The sequence below is a fragment of the Pseudomonas sp. GM21 genome (genome assembly GCF_000282215.1).
GTDB lineage: Bacteria > Pseudomonadota > Gammaproteobacteria > Pseudomonadales > Pseudomonadaceae > Aquipseudomonas.
Map to the genome: position 1 here is coordinate 25,182 of NZ_AKJS01000082.1, position 21,678 is coordinate 46,859.

22 protein-coding genes are annotated in these 21,678 nt (G+C 60.8%); 8 read left to right on the top strand and 14 right to left on the bottom strand.

The genetic code is table 11. From position 1 onward, the window contains the following. Window positions 1-7 precede the first annotated feature (7 nt). The 5 genes from PMI22_RS15870 to PMI22_RS15850 form a co-directional block, all read right to left on the bottom strand. The gene (locus PMI22_RS15870) at window positions 8-1,165 is read right to left on the bottom strand and encodes a phospholipase D-like domain-containing protein (RefSeq protein ID WP_007945641.1); all 1,158 of its coding nucleotides are present in this window, start codon (window positions 1,163-1,165) and stop codon (window positions 8-10) included. A 1-nt stretch (window position 1,166) separates the two neighbouring features. Further along, the gene (locus PMI22_RS15865; RefSeq protein WP_007945642.1) at window positions 1,167-1,757 is read right to left on the bottom strand and encodes a YceI family protein; all 591 of its coding nucleotides are present in this window, start codon (window positions 1,755-1,757) and stop codon (window positions 1,167-1,169) included. A gap of 191 nt (window positions 1,758-1,948) precedes the next feature. Then, entirely contained in the window at window positions 1,949-2,278 is a 330-nt protein-coding gene (locus PMI22_RS15860; RefSeq protein ID WP_007945643.1) for a hypothetical protein, read from the bottom strand. Then, window positions 2,275-3,369, bottom strand: coding sequence for a serine hydrolase domain-containing protein (locus PMI22_RS15855; protein ID WP_007945644.1), 1,095 nt, complete (start codon window positions 3,367-3,369; stop codon window positions 2,275-2,277). The genes PMI22_RS15860 and PMI22_RS15855 overlap by 4 nt, the downstream gene beginning before the upstream one ends. Before the next feature lie 171 nt (window positions 3,370-3,540). Further along, window positions 3,541-4,419, bottom strand: a complete 879-nt coding sequence (locus PMI22_RS15850) for an acyl-CoA dehydrogenase family protein (RefSeq protein ID WP_007945646.1) — start codon at window positions 4,417-4,419, stop codon at window positions 3,541-3,543. 154 nt (window positions 4,420-4,573) lie between these two features. On the opposite strand from PMI22_RS15850, the gene olsB reads away from it, so the two are divergent. From olsB to PMI22_RS15835, 3 genes are all read left to right on the top strand, one after another. Further along, on the top strand, window positions 4,574-5,329 hold the full coding sequence (gene olsB, locus PMI22_RS15845) for an L-ornithine N(alpha)-acyltransferase (protein ID WP_007945647.1): 756 nt from the start codon (window positions 4,574-4,576) through the stop codon (window positions 5,327-5,329). Beyond that, window positions 5,329-6,120 carry a lysophospholipid acyltransferase family protein gene (locus tag PMI22_RS15840; RefSeq protein ID WP_007945648.1) on the top strand — a complete coding sequence of 264 codons (792 nt, stop codon included), beginning with the start codon at window positions 5,329-5,331 and terminating at the stop codon, window positions 6,118-6,120. Before olsB ends, PMI22_RS15840 begins: the two co-directional genes overlap by 1 nt. Window positions 6,121-6,238: 118 nt before the next feature. After that, window positions 6,239-6,868: a flavin reductase family protein gene (locus tag PMI22_RS15835; RefSeq protein WP_007945650.1), complete on the top strand. Its 630-nt coding sequence runs from the start codon at window positions 6,239-6,241 to the stop codon at window positions 6,866-6,868. Here the strand turns inward: PMI22_RS15835 and PMI22_RS15830 are convergent, their stop codons facing one another. Next, complete coding sequence (locus PMI22_RS15830; RefSeq protein ID WP_007945652.1) at window positions 6,869-7,099, bottom strand: hypothetical protein; 231 nt, start codon at window positions 7,097-7,099, stop codon at window positions 6,869-6,871. A gap of 41 nt (window positions 7,100-7,140) precedes the next feature. Continuing rightward, window positions 7,141-7,494, bottom strand: coding sequence for an antibiotic biosynthesis monooxygenase family protein (locus tag PMI22_RS15825; protein ID WP_007945653.1), 354 nt, complete (start codon window positions 7,492-7,494; stop codon window positions 7,141-7,143). Between the two features lie 335 nt (window positions 7,495-7,829). On the opposite strand from PMI22_RS15825, the gene PMI22_RS15820 reads away from it, so the two are divergent. Beyond that, window positions 7,830-8,759, top strand: coding sequence for an AraC family transcriptional regulator (locus PMI22_RS15820; protein ID WP_007945654.1), 930 nt, complete (start codon window positions 7,830-7,832; stop codon window positions 8,757-8,759). A 127-nt stretch (window positions 8,760-8,886) separates the two neighbouring features. Here the strand turns inward: PMI22_RS15820 and PMI22_RS15815 are convergent, their stop codons facing one another. The 6 genes from PMI22_RS15815 to PMI22_RS15790 all read right to left on the bottom strand — a co-directional run bounded on the left by PMI22_RS15815 (window position 8,887) and on the right by PMI22_RS15790 (window position 16,316). Further along, the gene (locus tag PMI22_RS15815) at window positions 8,887-9,942 is read right to left on the bottom strand and encodes an ABC transporter ATP-binding protein (RefSeq protein WP_007945657.1); all 1,056 of its coding nucleotides are present in this window, start codon (window positions 9,940-9,942) and stop codon (window positions 8,887-8,889) included. An 18-nt stretch (window positions 9,943-9,960) separates the two neighbouring features. Then, window positions 9,961-10,809, bottom strand: a complete 849-nt coding sequence (locus tag PMI22_RS15810) for an ABC transporter permease (protein WP_007945658.1) — start codon at window positions 10,807-10,809, stop codon at window positions 9,961-9,963. Beyond that, window positions 10,806-11,717, bottom strand: coding sequence for an ABC transporter permease (locus PMI22_RS15805; RefSeq protein WP_007945659.1), 912 nt, complete (start codon window positions 11,715-11,717; stop codon window positions 10,806-10,808). The genes PMI22_RS15810 and PMI22_RS15805 overlap by 4 nt, the downstream gene beginning before the upstream one ends. Window positions 11,718-11,912: 195 nt before the next feature. Continuing rightward, entirely contained in the window at window positions 11,913-13,016 is a 1,104-nt protein-coding gene (locus PMI22_RS15800; RefSeq protein ID WP_007945660.1) for an extracellular solute-binding protein, read from the bottom strand. A 217-nt stretch (window positions 13,017-13,233) separates the two neighbouring features. Next, the gene (locus PMI22_RS15795; protein ID WP_007945661.1) at window positions 13,234-14,682 is read right to left on the bottom strand and encodes an aldehyde dehydrogenase family protein; all 1,449 of its coding nucleotides are present in this window, start codon (window positions 14,680-14,682) and stop codon (window positions 13,234-13,236) included. After that, a complete protein-coding gene (locus tag PMI22_RS15790; RefSeq protein ID WP_007945662.1) occupies window positions 14,679-16,316 on the bottom strand; it encodes a 5-guanidino-2-oxopentanoate decarboxylase in 1,638 nt (545 codons plus the stop codon). The genes PMI22_RS15795 and PMI22_RS15790 overlap by 4 nt, the downstream gene beginning before the upstream one ends. 161 nt (window positions 16,317-16,477) lie before the next feature. Between PMI22_RS15790 and PMI22_RS15785 the strand changes: the two genes are divergently transcribed. Beyond that, a complete protein-coding gene (locus PMI22_RS15785) occupies window positions 16,478-17,359 on the top strand; it encodes a LysR substrate-binding domain-containing protein (RefSeq protein ID WP_007945663.1) in 882 nt (293 codons plus the stop codon). A gap of 162 nt (window positions 17,360-17,521) precedes the next feature. After that, complete coding sequence (locus PMI22_RS31605) at window positions 17,522-17,698, top strand: hypothetical protein (RefSeq protein ID WP_007945664.1); 177 nt, start codon at window positions 17,522-17,524, stop codon at window positions 17,696-17,698. Between the two features lie 9 nt (window positions 17,699-17,707). Here PMI22_RS31605 and PMI22_RS15780 read toward each other — a convergent pair whose 3' ends face one another. After that, window positions 17,708-18,604 carry a helix-turn-helix domain-containing protein gene (locus tag PMI22_RS15780; RefSeq protein ID WP_007945665.1) on the bottom strand — a complete coding sequence of 299 codons (897 nt, stop codon included), beginning with the start codon at window positions 18,602-18,604 and terminating at the stop codon, window positions 17,708-17,710. A 168-nt stretch (window positions 18,605-18,772) separates the two neighbouring features. Between PMI22_RS15780 and pobA the strand changes: the two genes are divergently transcribed. Together pobA and PMI22_RS15770 are read left to right on the top strand one after the other, a co-directional pair. After that, on the top strand, window positions 18,773-19,966 hold the full coding sequence (gene pobA, locus PMI22_RS15775; protein ID WP_007945666.1) for a 4-hydroxybenzoate 3-monooxygenase: 1,194 nt from the start codon (window positions 18,773-18,775) through the stop codon (window positions 19,964-19,966). Between the two features lie 77 nt (window positions 19,967-20,043). Further along, a complete protein-coding gene (locus tag PMI22_RS15770; RefSeq protein WP_007945667.1) occupies window positions 20,044-21,561 on the top strand; it encodes an MDR family MFS transporter in 1,518 nt (505 codons plus the stop codon). The last annotated feature ends 117 nt before the right edge of the window (window positions 21,562-21,678 follow it).

Consider the following 21,678-nt stretch of genomic DNA (forward strand, 5'->3'; position numbering starts at 1 on the left):
CTAACGGCTATCGGCGGCCATCCAGCAGGTTCACCACCAGCCGATCCACCCATCCCCAGACCCGTTGCTTGACCCGCCGCCACAGCGGTCGGCGTTGCCATGCCTCCAGACTGACCTCCTGGCTCTGCGCAAAGTCCCGCTCGAAACTCCCGGCCACGGCCCGCGTCAGCCCTGGGTCCAGCGCTTCAAGGTTGGCTTCCAGGTTAAAGCGCAAGTTCCAGTGATCGAAATTGCACGAGCCGATGCTCACCCAGTCATCGATCAAGACCATTTTCAGGTGCAGGAAACACGGCTGGTATTCAAAAATCCTCACGCCAGCCTTGAGCAGTCGCGGGTAGTAGCGATGCCCGGCATAGCGCACCGACGGGTGATCGGTACGCGGCCCGGTCAGCAACAGGCGCACATCCACACCACGAGCGGCGGCACGGCGCAGTGAGCGGCGGACTTTCCAGGTCGGCAGGAAATACGGGGTCGCCAGCCAGATCCGTTGCTGGCCGCTGTTCAATGCGCGAACCAGCGATTGCAGAATGTCCCGGTGCTGGCGGGCGTCGGCATAGGCCACCCGGCCCATGCCCTCCCCCATGGACGGAACCCGTGGCAGGCGCGGCAAGCCGAAATGCGCGGCCGGTTTCCAGGCTCGCCGATGACGGTTGGCGATCCATTGGCGGTCGAACAGCAACTGCCAGTCAATGACCAAGGGCCCGGTGATTTCCACCATCACCTCGTGCCATTCGCTGGTGTCCTCACCCGGCGTCCAGAACTCATCGGTAACGCCCGTGCCGCCGACCACCGCCAGGCTTTGATCCACCAACAACAACTTGCGGTGATCGCGGTAGAAGTTGCCGATCCAACGCCGCCAGTTCAGGCGATTGTAGAAACGCAGCTCGACCCCGGCCGCCATCAGGCGCTGACGCAAGGTCAGGGTAAATGCCAGGCTTCCATAATCATCGAACAGGCAGCGCACGCGCACACCGCGCTCGGCCGCCGAAACCAATGCTTGCACCATGGCCTCGGCGCAGGCGCCCGCCTCCACCAGATACAGCTCCAGCTCGACCTGTTCTTCGGCACGAGCAATCGCGACCAGCATGCGCGGGAAGAACTGCGGACCGTCGATCAGCAGCTCAAAGTGGTTGCCTTCACGCCAGGGAAAAATTGCACCGGCCATGTCAGCGCGCCGTGAAAATCAGTACCGCACTGACCGGTACCGACAGACTGATGACCGACAAACCGGCGATCTTGCGCAACGCTTCCAGTCCGGGCGCCAAATCGAAGTCCTCGGCATTAATGACCAGCGGTTGGAGCGTTACCACCTGAAAACGTCGATCGTCGAGACGCGTCGCCAGCAATTCGGCGTTGTAGGCGCGTTGCTTTCCATGCAGGTTGACGGTCAGCGGCAAGCGCAACTCCAACTGCGCGCCAGGCGCGAGGTCGTTGATGGGACGCAGGTCAATCTGCGCGGTGATCAATGCTTCGGGGAAGGTCTGGATCTCGAACAGCTCCTTGCGCATGCGTTCATCGCGCAACGGGATGCCGCTGTTGACCGACTCCAGCTCGACTTCCACCTCGGCCAGGCCATTGGCGTCGACTTTGCCGTGCAGCACCAGAAAGCGCTGCACTTCGGAAATGTTGGCGTTTTTGGTGCTGATGAACGACAGCCGCGAGGACTCACCGTCCAGATACCAATCGGCATGGGCCGACAGCGTGACGCCGGCCAACAGCAGGAATGTGAGCGTTTTGCAGAGGGAGCGGTTGAACATAGAGACTCGTGGACAGATGATCCGGTGCTGAACCTTAACCGTCCGTGAGCAAGATGCAAACCTGTAGCAGCTGGCAAAGCCTGCGTTCGGCGGCGAAGCCGTCGTCAAATCCTGCCTACCGGGACAATCTGAAACACCGCGGCGCCTGATTTCACGACGGCTTCGCCGCCGAACGCAGGCTTCGCCAGCTGCTACGGAATCAGACGGCATCCTTGGCGTTCGCCGAGCCACGCCGCGCTGTTGCTGCGGCCCATGCCACTGACGGTCACGCGTTTGTGGGTGGCGTCATCGACAAAGCGGCTGGTGGGGAGCCACTGCGTTACATAGCTGTGGCAATACCCGGCATCATTGTTCATCACATACCGGCACGAGCAATACTCCTTGGCGGTGTAGGCGCTGATGATGTCGGGGAAGGCCCGCAGCGCCACCCGCTCCAGCCAGCCCCAGCCAAGCAAGGCGATGAGCAGGATCAACAGCAACGTGCTGAACGGTCGGCGACGAATGAAACCGCGGCGTTTCATGGCTGCACCTGTTGCGCAAAAGCCTTGAGCACGAGTTTGAGCAAATCGTTGTGCTGGTAGCTGCCGTCGCGATCATCGCCATAGCGCACGATCACCAGGTGTTCACTGGGGATCACATACATCGCCTGCCCCCAATGGCCCAGCGCCGCGAAAGTATCGGCGGGGGCATCGGGCCAGGGTTGTGCCGCCCCTTCCACCGGGCGGTTGAGCCACCAGTGGCCGCCGGGCACGGCTTCGTCCTGGTGGGCTTGATAGTGGGCAAACGGTTCGCGATTGAAGGCGACCCAGTCCTTGGGCAGCAATTGGCGATCCTGCCAGCGCCCCTCGCGGGCCATCAACAAACCGACTCGCGCCAGATCCCGAGCCGTGAGGCAGGCGTAAGAGGAAGCGACGAAGGTGCCCGTGGCATCGCTTTCCCAAACGGCATGACGGATGCCCAATGGCTCAAACAACGCGGTCCATGGATAGTCCGGATAACGTGCCGGACCGACGATGTTTTTCAGCGCGGCGGACAGCACATTGCTGTCACCGCTGGAGTACCGAAAGGCCTGACCGGGTTTGGCGTACTCAGCATGATCGGCGGTAAAAGCGGCCATGTCCTGATGTCCACGGGTGTAGAGCATGGCCACCACCGAGGACTTTAACGGGGCATATTCGTAGTCTTCCTGCCAGTCCAGGCCCGAGGCCCAGTGCAACAGGTCGGCCAGGGTGACACCGGGGTGTTTTTGCATCGGTGGATAAAATGTCTGCACCGAATCCTGGCGTTTGAACAGGCCTTCGCCATAGGCCACCCCCATCACCGTGGCCATGAGGCTTTTGCTGATGGACCACGTCAGGTGTGGCGTGTCGGCGGTGGTCGGTCCGGCGTAGCGTTCGTAGATCAACTGGCCGTCGCGAATCACCAGCAAGGCGTCGGTGCGGATGCCTTTTCGGGTGCTGTCGTCGCGAGGTGGGAAGGCGTAGGTTTCCAGGGTTTGAAGCGCAGGCCCGGAGCTTGGCGGGCCGATGGACCATTGTTCGGCTGGCCAGTTTTCGGCGTGGGCCGTGAGGCCGAGCAGTAGCATGACGATCAGGGACAAGCCTTTGAACATGGCGTGGGCTCGGGAGGATTAACTCGCTGAGCCTAGTTGAGGTTGATGACAGTTTTGGAGTTTGTGTTGCCCTTGAGGCCGCCATCGTCGGAACGCCGCCCGGAGCCGGCTCGCTCCCACAGGGGAATGCATTTCAACATGTGGGAGCGAGCCTGCTCGCGAAGGGGCCAGTCAGATCGCTGCCAACGCTTTGACCAACCGCTTACCCCTGGCCCCCGACGCCAGATCCATCACCATGCGATCGCGCTGCCACATCGCCGCCCAATCCGGCGGCCCATCGGCCAGCGCCTGATCAATCTCGGCCTTGAGCCCCTCGAACTGGGCAAACAACCCACCCAGCAACACATGCCCGGCCGGGTTGTTCGGTGCCTGGCGGCTGACTTCCGCGCACCCGGCCAGCAGCGCCAGCAACCGCAGTTGCAAGGCTTGCGGCCAGTCACTGTCCTGGCCAATGCCATACAGCCACGCCGTCATGGCGCTCAATACGTAAACATCTTCAAGGGTGCGGAACGGTTTGACGTAGGCATCCCAACCGTCCCCCGCCAACAACTCGCACAGGGCATTGTCGAGAAACAATCGGCCGTGGCTGATGTCCGGTATCAACGCGATGTCCGGGAGTTTTTCCAGGCGCACGCCCGGTTCATCGGGGTAGACCACCGCCAGACTCAGGCGCGCCTCTTCGCCGGGCGCTTCACTGCGGGCGGCGATCAACAGCCACTCGGCGGCATCGCCGGCGGTGACGAAATCCTTGCGCCCGCTCAGGTGCAAATCGGTGAGGCGGGTTTGCATGTCCGCCGGTCGCAGGCTGCGCTGCTCGGTCGCGCACAACGCGCCGAGGCTCAGCGGTGCACTCGGCCAGAGCATGCGCAACGCCGCCTGATACCCCACCAGAAACGCCAGCCCCGGCGTGGCCATCAGGCGTGCGCCCGCCACCGCCAACTCGAACGGTGTCACCGGGCCCAATTGATCCAGCAAGTTCGCGAATCCTTCTGCCAGGTCCGGGTTGGCGGGCAGGCGTTCGCGGCGCTTCAACAGGGTTTGCCAGGGCATAAGAGGCTCCTCAAAGGCTGTCATATAAGCATCACCAAAGCTTAATGGCGATGACACCGGGGCTACATAGCCTGACCTTGCACAAAACGGCTGCATAAAGAAAGTCGATCCGCTGTAACCCACGTCAGGTGAGCAGCCCGCAAGGAGATTTGCAATGACTCAGATCGCCCGCATCAGCGACACCGGCAACGACCGCCGCCTGCAAGCCGAACGACTGATCGGCAGCACTGCCTTGCAGGAAGCCCAGGCCTTGCGCTTCAACGTGTTCAGCGGCGAGTTCAACGCCAGGCTCAAAGGCGCCGAACGGGGTCTGGACATGGATGATTATGATGTTCACTGCGCCCATATCGGTGTGCGTGACTTGAACACCGGCCGTCTGGTGGCGACCACCCGTTTGCTCGACCATGCGGCGGCCAGCAGCCTGGGCAAGTTCTACAGTGAAGAAGAATTCAGCCTGCACGGCCTAGTGCAACTCAAAGGCCCGATTCTGGAAATTGGCCGTACCTGTGTCGACCCGGCCTACCGTAACGGCGGTACCATCGCCGTGCTTTGGAGTGAACTGGCCGACGTGTTGAACCAGGGCGGCTACAGCTATTTGATGGGGTGCGCGAGCATTCCGATGCAGGACGGCGGCATTCAGGCCCACGCGATCATGCAGCGCCTGCGCGAACGCTACCTGTGCACCGAACACCTGCGCGCCGAGCCAAAAAAACCGTTGCCGACGCTGGCGATCCCCTCCAACGTCATCGCCGAAATGCCGCCGCTGCTCAAGGCCTACATGCGCCTCGGCGCGAAGATCTGCGGCGAGCCGTGCTGGGACGAAGACTTCCAGGTGGCCGACGTGTTTATTCTGCTCAAGCGCGACGAACTCTGCCCGCGCTACGCCAAGCACTTCAAGGCGGCCATGTGATGAGCCGCTTTCGGGTGTACGCGCGGATTGCGCGGGTGCTGGTGGTAGTCTCACTGGGTTTGAGCATGGCCAGCGTGTTCGGGCTGTTCGAGCGGATGGGCATTGCCCACTCGATGGTCCGCCGCCAGCGCTGGTCGCGATTTTTCATGGCGCGGTTGAGCAATGCCCTGCCTTTCCACGTCTGCGTGCATGGCGAGTTGCCCAAGCAACCGATGCTCTGGGTCAGCAATCATGTGTCGTGGACCGACATCCCGCTGCTGGGCATGCTCACGCCGCTGTCGTTTCTGTCCAAGGCCGAAGTGCGCACCTGGCCGGTGGCGGGCTGGTTGGCGGCCAAGGCCGGCAGTCTGTTTATCCGTCGTGGGTCGGGCGACAGTCAGTTGATCCGCAAACAAATGACCCGCCACCTGGAACAGGCCCATCCGCTGCTGATGTTCCCGGAAGGCACCACCACCGACGGTCGTTCGTTGCGCACGTTTCATGGGCGCTTACTGTCGGCTGCGATCGATTCAGAGGTGCAGTTGCAACCGGTGGCGATTCGTTACCTGCGCGATGGCGAACCTGATTCGCTGGCACCGTTTATTGGTGACGATGATCTGCTGTCGCACTTGATGCGCTTGTTTGCCAATGATCGGGGGAATGTGGAGATTCATCTGCTCAAGCCGATTGCTTGCGAAGGCCGCGAGCGTGCGGCGCTGGCATTCGAAGCACAGCAAGCGGTGCAGACAGCGTTGTTTGGGGCGATTGCGCAGACCCGGAAAACCCCGATGCGTCCCGCAATCGCTGCATAAACAAAAATCCCCTGTGGGATCGCCGCACCGCCGCTCCCACATTTGGATCTCATCGCTGGAAATTATTGGCTCGTCCTTGCACCATGGGCGTCTTACGAAAGCTCCTGGATTGCACCTCATGCCTGACGACATCCACTTCTACGAACCCGCCAACGGCCACGGCCTGCCGCATGACCCGTTCAATGCCATCGTCGGCCCGCGTCCCATTGGCTGGATTTCCTCTCAGGATGCCAATGGCCGCCTGAACCTGGCGCCGTACAGCTTCTTCAACGCGTTCAATTACATTCCGCCGATCATTGGTTTTGCAAGCGTCGGGCGCAAAGACAGCCTGAACAACATCGAGCAAACCGGCGAATTTGCCTGGAACCTCGCCACTCGCCCACTGGCCGAGCAGATGAACCAGAGCTGTGCGATGGTCGGGCCTGAGGTCAACGAGTTCGAGTTGTCGGGACTGACGCCCGCCCCTTCGAAAATCATCCAGGTGCCACGGGTCGTCGAAAGCCCGGTGTCCTTTGAGTGCAGGGTCACGCAGATTATTCAATTGCAGCGCGCGGACGGAAATGTGGTGCCGAGCTGGCTGATTCTCGGCGAAGTGGTCGCCGTGCATATTGCCAAATGGTTGTTGAAGGATGGGGTGTACGACACCGCCGCGGCAGAGCCGATTCTGCGCGGCGGTGGGCCAGCGGACTATTTTCAGCTGGGGCCGGAGGCGTTGTTCAAGATGTATCGCCCCGGCGCGGTCAGGTAATTACCAAAGCAGATCGGTATTTTCCTTGACGTCCTTGAGGCGGGTCAGCTCTTTGGCGGCGGCTTCATCGGCTTCATGTGCCGTCTTGAAAGTACGGTCTTCAAGGACTTTGTGGAATCGCGGTGCGCCCGCGCCACCCAGGGCTTTGACGGCAATGGCAGCGTGGTAACCGCCTTCACCCGGTACTACTGCGGAAACGGCTTCGAACTGTTCAAAGGCTTTACGTGCCATGTCGCGAATCCTGGTTGGTTGAGAATGGCCTCATTAAACCCTCAACCCGCCATTTTGTGTAGCCACGACTGGGTCTGACCCAACGCCTGGGCAGCCGATACCTCCTTGAAGGTATGAAAATCCAGGCTGTTGACCACCAGGTCTTGCACCAACTCGGCAAACACTTCCATTGCCGGGGTGCTGAAGTACGCAGTCATGGCCTGCTGGTTCACCCAGAAACCGGACACCAACCACAACTCGGGGTCGCATTGCGACTGTTGCAGGGCAAAGCTCAGGCATCCCGGTGCATTGCGCGACGGCTCGATCAGGGCACTCAGGCGCACACCGAGTTCCATCGAACGCCCGGCGTGGGCACGGACAAAAGCCATATGGCTGACGGGGATCTGCGTAGTCATGTTCAACCCTCCCAGGTACTCGAGTGGCAGCCGTGGGACGGGCTGCGACAGGATCCAAGGTTAAGTGCACAGGCTCCAGCGCGGTTAGTCGATTCCTGCCCGTGTGTTGCACAATCCTGCGCGGCTTCTCAAAAACCCGGTAACCGCCGGCCAATGCATTCAAGCCAATGAAACTGGGCATTCAAGCAAGTTATCGTTGAACGGCCCCGGCGTAGAGGCACCGTTAATTCACTCCGTGCAGAATCAGGCAAGGTTCAGGCAGGATGTGTCTACCGCATCATCTTGCACAAACATAAGCTCGGCTCATTACCCACGCCCCACCGAGGATGCCTTGCATGTCGTCGCTCGATCATTTTCAAGCCCCGCTGGACGCCGACATGGAGAAACAGCGCGCAGAACTGGCCGCGATCATCCGCCGCAATACGCAGGAGGATGGCAATTATGCGACGGCCGTCGGTTCGCTCTTCATGTCACGCCATAGCCAGTCCCATGAATTTGCCCCGGTGCTCGCCCAACCGGCGCTGTGCATCATGGCGCAGGGGCGCAAAGAGGTCCGGCTGGCCGATGAGCATTTCAACTACGATCCGCTGAATTACCTGGTGGTGTCGGTCTCGATGCCGCTGAGCGGGCGGGTGGTGGATGTCTCGCCCGAAGCGCCGATCCTTGCGGTGCGCCTGGACATCGACCCGGCGGAAATCAGCGCACTGATTGCCGACGCCGGCCCCTTGGGCGTACCCACCCGCCCCACCGGTCGTGGCCTGTACGTCGAACGGATTGACACGGCGATGCTCGATGCGGTGTTGCGTCTGGCGCGGTTGCTGGACACCCCGAAAGACATCGCCATGCTCGCGCCGCTGATTCGTCGGGAGATTCTTTATCGGTTATTGCGCAGCCCACAGGGGCATCGTCTGTATGAAATTGCGATTGCCAACAGCCAGAGCCATCGCATCAGTCAGGCGATCAAGTGGCTCAACGGCAACTACGAGCAGCCGTTGCGTATCGATGATTTGGCGAAGGAAGTGAACCTGAGCGTGTCGACCTTGCATCACCGGTTCAAGGCGATGACGGCGATGAGTCCGTTGCAGTATCAGAAGCAACTGCGGTTGCAGGAAGCGCGGCGGTTGATGCTGGCCGAAGGATTGGAGGCTTCGGCGGCGGGGTATCGGGTGGGGTATGAAAGCCCTTCGCAATTCAGCCGGGAGTACAGCAGGTTGTTCGGGGCTCCGCCGTTGCGGGATTTGGCGCGGTTGCGGTTGTCGGTCTGATCCTATTTTTGTGCTGGTTTTGCCGGCCTCATCGCGAGCAGGCTCGCTCCCACTTTGGATCTTTGGTGTACACAAGTTCTGTGTTCACAGGAGATCGAGCGAGCCTGCTCGCGATGGGGCCAGTCAGTCAGGCACCGAGTACGCGGCAAGCCTCAGCCGGCAACGTCACTGACACCGGGTTGCCGATGTTCAACCCAAAGCCCTGACACGGCGTGCTCAGTGCGGTAAACGTCACCCCGGAACACTCCACGGTGGTTTCAATCGTCGCGCCGATATCACGCACGAACGTCACCTTGCCCAGCAAGCGATTCCCCGCCGTCGCCTGTGGGTGCGACAGTTGCAGGTCTTCCGGACGAATCAGCATCTTCACTTTTTCGCCAACCACGATGCTGCTGCAAATTGGCACTTGCAGTGCATCGCCACCGGGCAAACCGACTTTGCCATTGCCCAACGCCGTAGCCGGGAAGATGTTGCCCGAGCCGATGAAGTCCGCGACGAATTCGTTGGCCGGGTGCCGGTAGATTTCAATCGGTGTGCCGACTTGTTGCACGCGGTGTTCGCCCAACACCACGACGATATCGGCCATGGTCATGGCCTCACGCTGGTCGTGGGTCACCATGATCGTGGTGATGTTCAGGCGTTGTTGCAGCTGGCGGATTTCCACTTGCATCGACTCGCGCAGCTTGGCGTCCAGCGCCGACAGCGGCTCATCCAGCAGGAGAATTTTCGGCCGCGAAGCAATCGCCCGGGCAATCGCTACACGCTGACGTTGACCGCCAGAGAGTTTTGCCACCGGGCGATCAATCATTTCCTGCAGCTGAATCAGCTCCAGCAACTCTACCACCCGCGCCTGTTGATCAGCCTTGCTGACGCCACGCAGTTTCAGCGGATAGGCGATGTTCTCCCCCACCGTCATGTGCGGGAACAGTGCCAGCGATTGAAACACCATGCCGAAATTACGCTGATGCGCCGGGGTGTGGCCGATGTCTTCACCGTCCAGGCGAATCTCGCCACCGGTCAGTGTTTCGAGACCTGCGATCATCCGCAGCAAGGTGGTTTTGCCGCAGCCCGACGGGCCGAGGAAACACACCAGTTTGCCTTCCGGCAAATGCAGGTTTACATCCTTTACCGCGCAGGCCGAGCCGTAATGTTTCTCGACGTTTTCCAGAATCAGACCAGACATATGAATCACCTCAAGAAATCAGAACGAAACGCCACCTTCACCGACCAGCTTCTCCAACGCCCAGATCAGGACGAAGTCGATCAGCACGATCAGCACGGCAAACGAGAAAACGGTAGGGTCGAGCGAAGACACGGTGCGGCTGTACATCCAGATCGGCACGGTCATGACGTCGATGGTGTAGAGGAAATAGGTCACGGTGAATTCATTGAACGAGACGATGAACGCCAGCAGCATGCCCGCCAGAATCCCCGACTTCATCAGCGGCACCACCACATCGACAATCGCCCGGGTCGGCGAAGCACCGAGCATTTGCGCGGCCTCCTCGACTTCGCTGCCGATGGACAGCATCGCCGCGGTGCAGTTTTTCACCACGAACGGCAAGGCCAGGATCACGTGGGCAATCACCAACCGCGAGGTGGTGATCTGGAACGGCAGGCTGTCGAACACCAGCAGCAACGCCAGCCCCAACACCACCATCGGAAACACCAGCGGCAGCGACATCAGTTGCAGCGCCACGGCTTTGCCACGGAACTCGCAACGAGTCAGCGCATAAGACGCCGGCACCGCGATGATCGTGGCGAAGACCATGGTCAGGCACGCCACCATCAAACTGGTGGTCATGGCTTTGCCCAGGCTCAGCACGTCGCTGGCGTCTGGCGACACGAAGGTGTGCCAGGCGGCCTTGTACCATTGCAGGCTGTAACTGCTCGGCGGGAAGTCGAGGTTCGACGCACCGCTGAACGACATCACGATCATGGTCAGGATCGGCAACACCGCCAACAACAGGATGAAGCCGGAAAGGATGCCGGCAAACTTGCCGGTTTCGCCCGGCAGCAGGCCATAACGCTTCTTGGTCAGGGTGCTCATTGCGAAGCCTCCAGCATGCGCCGACGGCGGCCAGTGATGTATTCGGACAAGGTCATGATCGCCAGCGTAGTGACAATCAGCACCACACCGGCCGCGGACGCGGCGGGCCAGTTCATCAGCGGGGCGATCTGGTCATGGACCATCACCGCCAGCATCGGCACGCGTCGGCCACCGAGCAGCAAAGGCACCACGAAACTGCTGGCGTTGTAGGCAAATACCAATGTTGCGCCGGTGATAATCCCCGGCATGCTCATCGGCAGCACCACCTGACGGAACACCTGAAAGCGACTGGCGCCCAGGGTCGCGGCGGCTTCTTCGTAGGTACGGGCGACACCGCGCATGGCGCTGGCAATCGGCAACACGGCCAACGGGAACGCGGTTTGCACCAGGCCCATCAATACGCCGTTCTGGTTGTACAGCAACATGATCGGGCGCTTGATCAGACCGAGGCCTATCAATGCCTGATTGAGCATGCCGCCAGGTCCGAGAATCACCAGCCAGCCGTAGCTTTGCAGCAGCAGGTTGACCAGCAATGGCAACAGCACCGCTGCGAGGAAAACCCGGCGCACGAACGGTGAGGTCAGGCGCGACATGGTGTAGGCCACCGGGATCGCCAGCACCACGGCGATCACCGCGCTGATCAGCGCCAGGCGCAGGGTCAGCAGCAAGGATTTGAGGTAATACGGTTCCAGCAATTGGGCGTAACTGGCCAGGCTGAACCCGGTCCATTCCGCGCCTTTGGTGCCCACGCTCATGCGCAGGACCAGCAGGCTGGCGGCGATCAGTACACCCAGAAACAGCATCGACGGCGTCAGGAAAATCCAGGCGCGGGTCGTCGGCGAAACACCCCGTTGCGCGCGCACGGGGGCGGCGGCACTTACCGGATGAGTCAGAGGTTGGTGTTCCATAGCAAAGGGTCTCGTCAATGGAAAGCAGCTGACAAACACAGTCCTTGAAACCACATCGACCCCTTGTGGGAGCGAGCCTGCTCGCGATAGCGGTGTGTCAGCCAACATCATCGGTGAATGTCAGTCCGCAATCGCGAGCAGGCTCGCTCCCACAGGGGATCTTCAGTGGCTGAAGACCCTGTGGTTGTCACTCGATCAGGAAGAAAAGATTTCCGTGTAGCGACGAATCCATTGGTCATGCACGGTGGCCAGGAAGGCGTTGTCGTGCATGATCGCCTTCTCGGCAATCTGCTCTGGCGTGAGGATGTACGGGCTCTTGCGCGCTTCGGCGGAGATGATCGCCTTGGCGTTGACCGGGCCGTTGTAGATGTCTTCAGCCATCTTGCCCTGCACCACCGGGTCCAGAGAGTGGTTGATGAAGGCGTACGCCATGTCGGTGTCGCCCGGACGGTTCTTCGGCATTACCGAGAGCATCAGGTCGGTGTAGAAACCTTCCTTCATGCCGAAGGAAGCGCCGAGGCCGTAGGCCGGATCACGAATCTGTTTCGGGAAGAACGCCGGCGCGTACAAGCCGCCCATGTCCAGGGAGCCGGTGCGGAACAGCTCGGCAATCTGGTTCGGGTTTTCACCCAGGGTCACCACACGATCTTTCAGCTCGGCGAGTTTCTTGAAGCCCGGCTCAATGTTGTGCTCGTCACCACCGGCCAGTTTGGCGGCGATGATGATCAGGTCCATGGCCTCGGTCCAGTTTGGCGGCGGCAGGAAAATGTTCGGCGACTGCTCGGCATCCCACAGGGCGGCGTAGCTGGTTGGTGCTTCTTTCTGGGTGCGAGTGCTGTAGACCAGGCTGTTGCACCACAGCAGGTAACCGATACCGTGGCCGTTGGCGCCGGTGCGGTATTTTTCCGGTACGTCGACCAGGTTGGGAATACGGTTGAGGTCGGGTTTTTCCAGCAGGTTGGCGGCGGCCAGACCTTCGGCGCCGACGCCGGCCAGGGTGATGATGTCGTACTGTGGACGATCACCGCCGGCCTTGAGTTTGGCGACCATTTCCGAGGTGCTGCCGGTGCGGTCAGCGATGACCTTGCAACCGTACTTGTCTTCGAAGGTCGCTGCGATGTTGCGCAGGGCTGCCAGGCCAGTGTCATCGGACCAGGTCAGTAAACGCAGGGTTTTGCCTGCAAAACGTGTGTCGCTGGCATTGGCCTTGATGAACGGCATGCTCATGGCCGCTGCTGCAACCGAAGCTACGCCCACGGTCTTGATGAATTGACGTCTGTTCAGATCATGTTCGCCCATTACGGACTCCCTTTGTTTTTGTAGGTATAAGGCAGGTCGAAACTGTTGCATCCGCGCGACCGGACCAGCGCTATCCCTCGTATTTTCGGGGGCTTGGCTGAGCCAGCGAGTTCATCCTGAGGTCGTGTAAAACACCTGACTATCGATAAAAACTCATTGAAGCCATGACGCCAGCGCATGCCTCAACAAGAGGCATGCACTCACCTTTTCCGTGCTGTCAGATAGCGCGAATCACGTGTTTGATTTCCTGGAACGCCTGCAAACCCCATGGCCCCAACTCGCGGCCGATGCTGCTCTGTTTGTAACCACCCCAGGCGGTCTGCGGGAAGATCACTTGCGGCGCGTTGATCCACACCAGCCCGGCCTGCAAGGCGTTGGCGACCCGATCAGCCGCCTCGGCATTGCGCGTGACAATGCTGGCCACCAGACCGAACTGGCTGTCGTTGGCCAAGGCAATCGCCTCGGCTTCAGAGGCAAAACGGCGTACGCAGATCACCGGGCCGAAAATCTCTTCACCCCACAGCGCACTGTCGAGGGGCACGTCGGTGAAGATTGTCGGCTGCAAAAAATAGCCGCGCGGCAGGTCAGCCGGACGATTGCCACCGCATATCAGCTTGGCGCCCGCACTCAAACCACGATCGATGTGGCCAAGCACACGCTGGTATTGCGCCTGATTGACCAGAGCGCCCATTTCCACGGCCGGGTCGAACGGGTCGGCCACGCGAATGGCTTCGGTGCGCGCCTTCAGCCGCAACAGGAATTCTTCAGCCAGTTCATCGGCGACCAGCACGCGACTGGTGGCGGAACACATTTGCCCGGCGTTGAAGAATCCACCGCCACAGGCCACTTCCACGGCGAGGTCGAGGTCGGCATCAGCGAGCACCAGCAGCGAGGATTTACCGCCCAGTTCCAGGCTCACGCCTTTAACGGTTTCCGCCGCCCGCTGCATGACCTGCACACCCACCGCGTTACTGCCGGTGAAGGAAATCTTGGCGATGCGCGGATCCGCCGACAATGGCGCGCCGACCGCCAGGCCAGTGCCGCACACCAGGTTGAACACGCCGGCTGGCAAACCGGCCTCAGCGATGATCGCCGCCAATTCCATCTCTGGCAGTGGCGTCACTTCCGAAGGTTTGAGCACCACGCAGCAACCGGCGGCCAGGGCCGGGGCGAGTTTCCAGGCGGTGGTGACCATCGGGAAATTCCACGGCACGATCAGGCCGACCACACCGGCCGGCTCACGGCGCAGGCGCGCGCTGAAATCGTCGCTTGGTAATTCAACAGCGCTGTCTTGTTTAGCGTCGAGGCCTTCGGCCAGAGCGGCGTAATACTCGAAGGTAGCGATCACGTCGTCGACGTCGATGGCCGCTTCGAACAGCGGCTTGCCGTTGTTGCTCGACTGCAAATGCATCAGTTGCTCACGACCTGCCTGCACGCCCGCCGCGATTTTTCGCAGGATCGCGCCACGCTCGGCGCCGGTTGTTTTCGACCACTCGGCGAAGGCCTTGGTCGCCGCACTCACCGCGTGATCGACGGCCTGTGCATCGCCGCCATTGACGGTGGTCAACAAGGCCTCGGTCGCCGGGTTGATCACGCGCAGGTGTTCGTTGCCGGCCGACCATTGCCCGTCGATGAACAGACCGTCCAGCGTCGTAGGGAACGTCATTTCGACACCGCCTTCATCCACTGGGTCTGATCGATTTCAATCAGGGTCGGGCCTTGACGATCGGCCGCGGCACGCAGCGCAGTGCGCAGTTGCTCGACGCCGCTGATCGCTTCCGCGGCGCAACCCAGTGCCTTGGCCACACCGATGAAGTCCGGGGTGTAGATGTCCACGCCAACCGGCTCGATGGCGCGATTGACCATGTACTTCTTGATCTCTTCGTAGCCCTGGTTATTCCACAGCAGCACGATCACCGGGGTGCGCGCTTCAACGGCACTGGCCAGTTCCGGCAGGGTGAATTGCAGGCCACCGTCACCGATCAGGCACACCACTGGTGGACGCGAACCGCCTTCAACGCGACCGCCCAGCCAGGCGCCGATAGCGGCCGGCAAGGCGTAACCGAGGGTGCCGTAACCGGTGGACGAGTTGAACCAGCGACGTGGGCGCTCGGGGTTGAACGTCAGGTTGCCGGTGTAGACAGGCTGGGTCGAATCGCCGACGAACACAGCGTCCGGCAACACGTTCAATACCGTGTCAAGGAAGAGGGTCTGGGCCAGCGTCGGGGCATCCCAGGTCTGGGCGAGCTCTTCACGCAAACGGGCGGCACGGGCCTGCCCCCAATCGTTGCGACGCTCGGCCAGCGACTGCTGGGACAGCGCACTCAGCAAAGCCTGGGCGGCATTGCGCGAGTCGGACACCAACGCCACGTGCGGCGGATAGTTGCGCACGGTCTGGTCCGGGTCGATGTCCACGCGCAGCAATTGGCCAGGAATTTCGAAACCACCGGCGAAGGTGACGTCGTAGTCGGTCTCGGCCAGCTCGGTGCCGATCGCCAATACCACGTCCGCCTCAGCCACCAGTGCACGGGTCGCGACCAGGCTTTGGGTGGAACCGATCAGCAACGGATGGCTGGATTCGAGCATGCCTTTGGCATTGATCGTCAGCGCCACCGGCGCGTCCAGCAGCTCGGCCAGTTTCGTCAGCTCGGCGGCGGCATCGATGGCGCCGCCACCGGCGAGAATCAATGGACGCTTCGCATTGGCCAGCAATTCGGTCATGCGTGAAACGGCGCTCGGCGATGCGCCAGCGCGGTCGATGTTCACCGGTACGCTGCTGAGCAGGTCATCGGCTTCTTCAACCAGCACGTCCAACGGAATTTCGATGTGCACGGGGCGCGGACGGCCCGCCTGAAACAGTGCGAAAGCGCGGGCCAGAATACCCGGTAATTCGGACGCCGACATCAAGGTATGGGAGAACGCCGACACGCCGGCAACCAATGCACCCTGGTTCGGCAGCTCATGCAACTTGCCGCGACCGCCGCCCAACTGGCTGCGCGATTGCACGCTGGAGATCACCAGCATCGGGATCGAATCGGCGTAAGCCTGGCCCATCGCCGTGGTGATGTTGGTCATGCCAGGGCCGGTGATGATGAAGCACACACCCGGTTTGCCGCTGGTGCGCGCATAACCGTCGGCCATGAAACCGGCGCCCTGTTCGTGACGCGGAGTGACGTGGTTGATGCTCGAACGGGCCAGCCCGCGATACAGCTCCACGGTGTGAACCCCAGGGATGCCGAACACCTGCTCGACCCCGTAATCTTCGAGTAACTTGACCAATACTTCGCCGCACGTCGCCATCTGATTTTGCCCTTCTTGTTCGTTTGAGACGCCGGGCCTGCGCAGTGTTTATGATGGGTGGGCAGGTCCAGGGATGGCCTCATTGGAACGGGCGACACGTAGCCGCAACAATGGATAAAAAGTCATACTAGCCATGTCCTCACGTCATACCTTGGATCCCAATGAAACGACTGCCTCCCCTGCCGGCGCTGCACACTTTTCTGATTACCGCGCAGTGCTGCAATTTCACCCGGGCCGCCGAACAGCTGCACATCACCCAAGGCGCGGTCAGCCGACAGATCGCCGGGCTGGAAGATCATCTGGGTTATGAGCTGTTTATCCGCCAGGCTCGCGGCCTCGCCCTGACGGCTGAAGGACGCGAATGGCTGCCACGGGTGCAGCAGATTTTCGGCTTGATCGACGAGGCGGTGGAGCAGATCGGCGAGAAGCGCGAAACCCTGCAACTCAAGGCGCCGACCTGCGTCATGCGCTGGCTGTTGCCGCGTCTTTTGCAATGGCAGAGAGAGCGTCCGGACGTGCCGGTGGAACTGACCACGACGGTCAAGCACGGCGTGGATTTTCATCGCGAACAGTTCGATGCGGCAGTGATGTATGGCGCGCCGCCGGACAGCGCGCTGGTGTCTCAACGCCTGTTTGATGAACAGTTGACGCCGGTCTGTTCCAAACCGTTGCTCGACGGTCCGGTGCCGTTGCAGACACCTGAAGACCTTGAGCGGCACATGCTGCTGCATCCCACCCGGGATGAACGGGACTGGAAAGCCTGGCTGGCCACGGCCAATGTTCGCTTGAGCAACGTCGCCAAAGGTCAGCACTTCGAAACCCTGGACCTGGCGATGTCGATGGCGTCTCAGGGGACGGGTGTCGCGATTGGGGACTGGTCGTTGATTGGCGATGACTTGAGCGCCGGACGGCTGGTCATGCCGTTTGAACTGAAGGTGAAGACGGGGTTGGCGTATTACCTGGTATTGCCACAAAAGCCCGCACCTTCGTCGAAGTTGCAGGAATTGTTGGGATGGTTGGTGGAGCAGGCGCAGTCGCGCTGAATCCCGAAAACCTTGAAGTTTCCCCTGTGGGAGCTCGCTCCCACAGCGGTTCATCAGCGTTTTGAATATCGGGGTACATGCAATGCCGCTTTAGTGGCAACTCACTGGCGCTGACCTATGCTCAAGGTAATACCCAAGGGTATTCGTTCAGAGGTCCACGCCATGAACATCAAAACAAGAAGGTACCTCACCATCTTCATCACCTGCGCGGTGACGCTGGCGCTGTATGGCACCGCGGCCTGGAGGGTCGAGCAGGCGCGTCTTCTGCCCCGCGAATTTGCGAGCTGCAACTTCGAGCGCTGCATCCCCCACAACGCAACGCTCAATGCCCTGAAGTAACGAAGGGGATCAGGCCTCGTTGTCCTGATCGGCCTTCAAGCGGTCGCGAAACGCCTTGGGCGATATCCCCACTCGACGCCGGAACAGGCGCGTGAAGTTGGTCGGATCGGAAAACCCCAACACGTCGGACATTTCGTAAATGGTCATGCTGGTGTAGGTCAGCAAGCGCTTGGCCTCCAGCAATTGCCGTTCGTGCATGATCTGTAACGCCGGTTGTCCCGCCAGTTCACGGCAGGTGCCGTTGAGGTGGGACACGGAAATCCCCAGCCGGTGCGCCAGGTCTTCGACCTTGACGTGCTGGCGGTACGTTTCTTCCACCAGTTGAATAAAGCCGTTGAGGTATTCCCGGGCGCGCTGCGGTCGCTGGCTGGCATTACGGCGCGTGATCACCTGTCGGCTGACCCAGACCATGATCACGCTGACCAGGGAATGCATGAGCATTTCACGCGCCGGCTGGTGACCGGTGTATTCGTCTTGCAGCGCTGAAAACAGGCTGTTGAGGTAGCCGCCGTCCTTGCCCGCCGGGTAGCTTTCGGCCTGGGCCAGCGCATTCACCGAGTTGCCCAGTTGCGCCTGAAGATGGGCAACCAGCGGCGCGGCCAGGGTCAATACAAACCCTTCGACGTCCTCGGAAAACCGATAACCATGCACCGACAACGGCGGCAGGATCAGAATCGTCGGCTCAGTCAGCTGCGTGCGCTTACCTTCGATTTCAAGCTCTGCCTGACCTTTGAAGACGAAGAGTAACTGGCACAAATCGGCGTGACGGTGGGGTTTTATTTCCCACTGGTGTTCGCGGCTGCGTTTGGAAATGGTTTCGCAGTGCAGCAAGTCCGGGGTCGGCCAGTCCAGGCTTTCACCGTACAGCTTGAACACTGGAATCGAAGGCAGGTCAGGCTTGTTCATCAAGGCCTCGAGGTTGCGGGCGATAATCGCACTGATTGGCAGAATGTACAGGTATCGGCTCAGTTTTCCCCTTCAATTGACAGACTCGCAAGAGAAAAATGCAAGCACTCGATCCATAAAAATAATTCACCGGCCGTTGTCGCGTGGAGCTTGCGAGTTAAAAAAACAATGAAAACACTGAAGACCCAAATCGCCATCATTGGCGCCGGCCCCTCCGGTTTACTGCTCGGCCAATTGCTGCACAACGCCGGCATCGACACCCTCATTCTAGAACGCCAGACCCCGGAGTACGTACTCGGGCGCATCCGTGCCGGCGTCCTTGAGCAAGGCATGGTAGAGCTGTTGCGTCAGGCCGGGGTGGGGCGGCGCATGGATGCCGAAGGGCTGGTGCACACCGGCTTCGAACTGGCGCTCGATGGCCGCCAGGTGCACATTGACCTGCACGCATTGACCGGTGGCAAAACCGTGATGGTCTATGGCCAGACCGAGGTCACACGCGACCTGATGGCCGCTCGTCGGGAGGCTGGAGCGCAGACGATTTACCGCGCCGTCAACGTCATGCCGCACGGGATGAAAACCGCAGAACCTTTCATCACATTTGAGAAAGATGGCGAGACGTACCGCCTCGATTGCGACTACATCGCCGGGTGCGATGGCTTCCATGGGGTGGCGCGCCAATCGATCCCGGACGACTGCCTGAAGGTCTTCGAGCGGGTCTACCCGTTTGGCTGGCTTGGCATTCTCGCCGACACGCCTCCGGTGCACGAAGAGCTGGTGTATGCCCGCCATGAGCGAGGTTTTGCCCTGTGCAGCATGCGCTCGGCAACCCGTACCCGTTACTACATTCAAGTACCCGCCGAGGATCAGGTGCAGGAGTGGTCTGATGAGCGCTTCTGGGATGAACTGAAATTGCGCCTGCCGCAAGCCATGGCCGATAACCTGGTGACCGGCCCGTCCATCGAAAAAAGCATCGCGCCGTTGCGCAGCTTTGTGGTGGAACCGATGCAATTCGGGCGGATGTTCCTGGTTGGCGACGCGGCGCACATCGTCCCCCCCACTGGCGCCAAAGGCCTGAACCTGGCCGCCAGTGATGTCAGCACACTGTTCAATATTCTGTTGAAGGTTTACCGGGAAGGACGCGTGGACTTGCTGGAGAAATACTCCGAAATCTGTCTGCGCCGCGTGTGGAAAGCCGAGCGGTTTTCCTGGTGGATGACCTCGATGCTGCACCGCTTCGATGACCATGACGCGTTCAGTCAGCGCATCAGCGAGTCGGAGCTGGACTACTTTGTCAGCTCTGAAGCCGGTCGAAAAACCATTGCAGAAAATTACGTCGGGCTTCCGTATGAGGCTATCGAATAGCTAGCTACCGACTTACACTGGCGAGCATCCCTGCTCGCCTTGCTTCTGCGAGCCTATCTTTGCCCGCAGGTTTTACCGTGACCACTCTCCACCAGCCTGACCTACCCAAACCAGCGATTCGCAGCGTACTGATCGCCCTGATGCTGGCGATCTTTCTTGGAGCGCTGGACCAGACCATCGTCGCGGTTTCGATGCCGGCGATTTCCGCTCAGTTCAAGGACGTCAGCCTGCTGGCCTGGGTGATTTCCGGGTACATGGTGGCGATGACGGTGGCGGTGCCGATCTACGGCAAGCTCGGCGATTTGTATGGTCGGCGCAAGCTGATGCTGTTCGGCATGGGGCTGTTCACCCTGGCCTCGTTGTTCTGCGGCATGGCCCAGAGCATGGAGCAATTGGTCCTGGCGCGGATCCTTCAAGGCATCGGTGCAGGCGGGATGATTTCGGTCAGCCAGGCGATCATCGGTGACATCGTCCCGCCCCGGGAACGCGGGCGTTATCAGGGTTATTTCAGCAGCATGTACGCTGTTGCCAGCGTGGCCGGCCCGGTGCTCGGCGGCTACATGACCGAGTACTTGTCCTGGCGCTGGGTGTTTTTGATCAATCTGCCGCTGGGCGTCGGTGCCTGGCTAGTGGCCAATCGCACCCTGGTCGGGCTGCCGGTGCCGCAGCGCAAACCGATCATCGACTACCTCGGCACGTTACTGATGATCATCGGATTGACCGCGTTGTTGCTGGGCATCACTCAGGTCGGCCAGGGTCATTCGTGGCGCGGCCCTGAGGTGCTGGGACTGTTTGCCTGTGCGGTACTGGTGCTTGGGGTGTTCGTCTGGCATGAACGCCGGGCACGGGAACCGTTGCTGCCGATGCATCTGTTCGCCAACCGCAACGCGATCCTGTGCTGGTGCACGATTTTCTTCACCAGCTTCCAGGCGATCTCGCTGATCGTGCTGATGCCGCTGCGCTTCCAGAGCGTCACCGGCGCCGGGGCCGACAGCGCCGCGCTGCACTTGTTGCCACTGGCCATGGGGTTGCCGATCGGTGCGTACTTTGCCGGCCGTCGGACTTCGGTGACCGGTCGCTACAAGCCGATGATCCTGACCGGGGCGGCGTTGATGCCGATCTCGATTCTGGGCATGGCGTTCAGCCCGCCGCAGGCTTTTTGGCTCAGTAGCCTGTTCATGTTGTTGTGCGGGATCGCTGGCGGCATGCAATTCCCGACGTCATTGGTCGGCACGCAGAACGCGGTGGAACAGCGTGATATCGGCGTAGCGACCAGCACCACCAACCTGTTTCGCTCGCTGGGCGGCGCGGTGGGAGTGGCGTTGATGTCGGCGCTGTTGCTGGCGTTGCTGCAGGACTCGAACTTTGCCCACATGGCCGGTTCGTCGCTGATCGCCGAGGGCAGTTCGGGCAATGTCCTGCTCGACGGCTTGAACGCTGCACCGGGGGATGCACAAAACGCTTTGCGCGCCGAGTTGTTGCTGACGTTCAGGCATTTGCTGATGGTGAGCGCGGCGGTGTCGCTGCTGGGGTTGGCGGCGGCGGTTGCCATGCCGAACAAGTTGTTGCGGGGGCGGGAGGATAAGGTTCGGTAGCTCCACCGCCCGATCGTTCCCACGCTCTGCGTGGGAATGCAGCCCGAGACGCTCCGCGTCCCTGCCGAAGCGGACGCGGAGCGTCCATTGAGGCATTCCCACGCGGAGCGTGGGAAC

What these genes read in the sequence shown, in the direction of transcription:
- PMI22_RS15870 (WP_007945641.1), bottom strand. Translation starts at nt 1,165, where the DNA reads ATGGCCGGTGCAATTTTTCCCTGGCGTGAAGGCAACCACTTTGAGCTG.
- PMI22_RS15865 (WP_007945642.1), bottom strand. Translation starts at nt 1,757, where the DNA reads ATGTTCAACCGCTCCCTCTGCAAAACGCTCACATTCCTGCTGTTGGCC.
- PMI22_RS15860 (WP_007945643.1), bottom strand. Translation starts at nt 2,278, where the DNA reads ATGAAACGCCGCGGTTTCATTCGTCGCCGACCGTTCAGCACGTTGCTG.
- PMI22_RS15855 (WP_007945644.1), bottom strand. Translation starts at nt 3,369, where the DNA reads ATGTTCAAAGGCTTGTCCCTGATCGTCATGCTACTGCTCGGCCTCACG.
- PMI22_RS15850 (WP_007945646.1), bottom strand. Translation starts at nt 4,419, where the DNA reads ATGCCCTGGCAAACCCTGTTGAAGCGCCGCGAACGCCTGCCCGCCAAC.
- olsB (WP_007945647.1), top strand. Translation starts at nt 4,574, where the DNA reads ATGACTCAGATCGCCCGCATCAGCGACACCGGCAACGACCGCCGCCTG.
- PMI22_RS15840 (WP_007945648.1), top strand. Translation starts at nt 5,329, where the DNA reads ATGAGCCGCTTTCGGGTGTACGCGCGGATTGCGCGGGTGCTGGTGGTA.
- PMI22_RS15835 (WP_007945650.1), top strand. Translation starts at nt 6,239, where the DNA reads ATGCCTGACGACATCCACTTCTACGAACCCGCCAACGGCCACGGCCTG.
- PMI22_RS15830 (WP_007945652.1), bottom strand. Translation starts at nt 7,099, where the DNA reads ATGGCACGTAAAGCCTTTGAACAGTTCGAAGCCGTTTCCGCAGTAGTA.
- PMI22_RS15825 (WP_007945653.1), bottom strand. Translation starts at nt 7,494, where the DNA reads ATGACTACGCAGATCCCCGTCAGCCATATGGCTTTTGTCCGTGCCCAC.
- PMI22_RS15820 (WP_007945654.1), top strand. Translation starts at nt 7,830, where the DNA reads ATGTCGTCGCTCGATCATTTTCAAGCCCCGCTGGACGCCGACATGGAG.
- PMI22_RS15815 (WP_007945657.1), bottom strand. Translation starts at nt 9,942, where the DNA reads ATGTCTGGTCTGATTCTGGAAAACGTCGAGAAACATTACGGCTCGGCC.
- PMI22_RS15810 (WP_007945658.1), bottom strand. Translation starts at nt 10,809, where the DNA reads ATGAGCACCCTGACCAAGAAGCGTTATGGCCTGCTGCCGGGCGAAACC.
- PMI22_RS15805 (WP_007945659.1), bottom strand. Translation starts at nt 11,717, where the DNA reads ATGGAACACCAACCTCTGACTCATCCGGTAAGTGCCGCCGCCCCCGTG.
- PMI22_RS15800 (WP_007945660.1), bottom strand. Translation starts at nt 13,016, where the DNA reads ATGGGCGAACATGATCTGAACAGACGTCAATTCATCAAGACCGTGGGC.
- PMI22_RS15795 (WP_007945661.1), bottom strand. Translation starts at nt 14,682, where the DNA reads ATGACGTTCCCTACGACGCTGGACGGTCTGTTCATCGACGGGCAATGG.
- PMI22_RS15790 (WP_007945662.1), bottom strand. Translation starts at nt 16,316, where the DNA reads ATGGCGACGTGCGGCGAAGTATTGGTCAAGTTACTCGAAGATTACGGG.
- PMI22_RS15785 (WP_007945663.1), top strand. Translation starts at nt 16,478, where the DNA reads ATGAAACGACTGCCTCCCCTGCCGGCGCTGCACACTTTTCTGATTACC.
- PMI22_RS31605 (WP_007945664.1), top strand. Translation starts at nt 17,522, where the DNA reads ATGAACATCAAAACAAGAAGGTACCTCACCATCTTCATCACCTGCGCG.
- PMI22_RS15780 (WP_007945665.1), bottom strand. Translation starts at nt 18,604, where the DNA reads ATGAACAAGCCTGACCTGCCTTCGATTCCAGTGTTCAAGCTGTACGGT.
- pobA (WP_007945666.1), top strand. Translation starts at nt 18,773, where the DNA reads ATGAAAACACTGAAGACCCAAATCGCCATCATTGGCGCCGGCCCCTCC.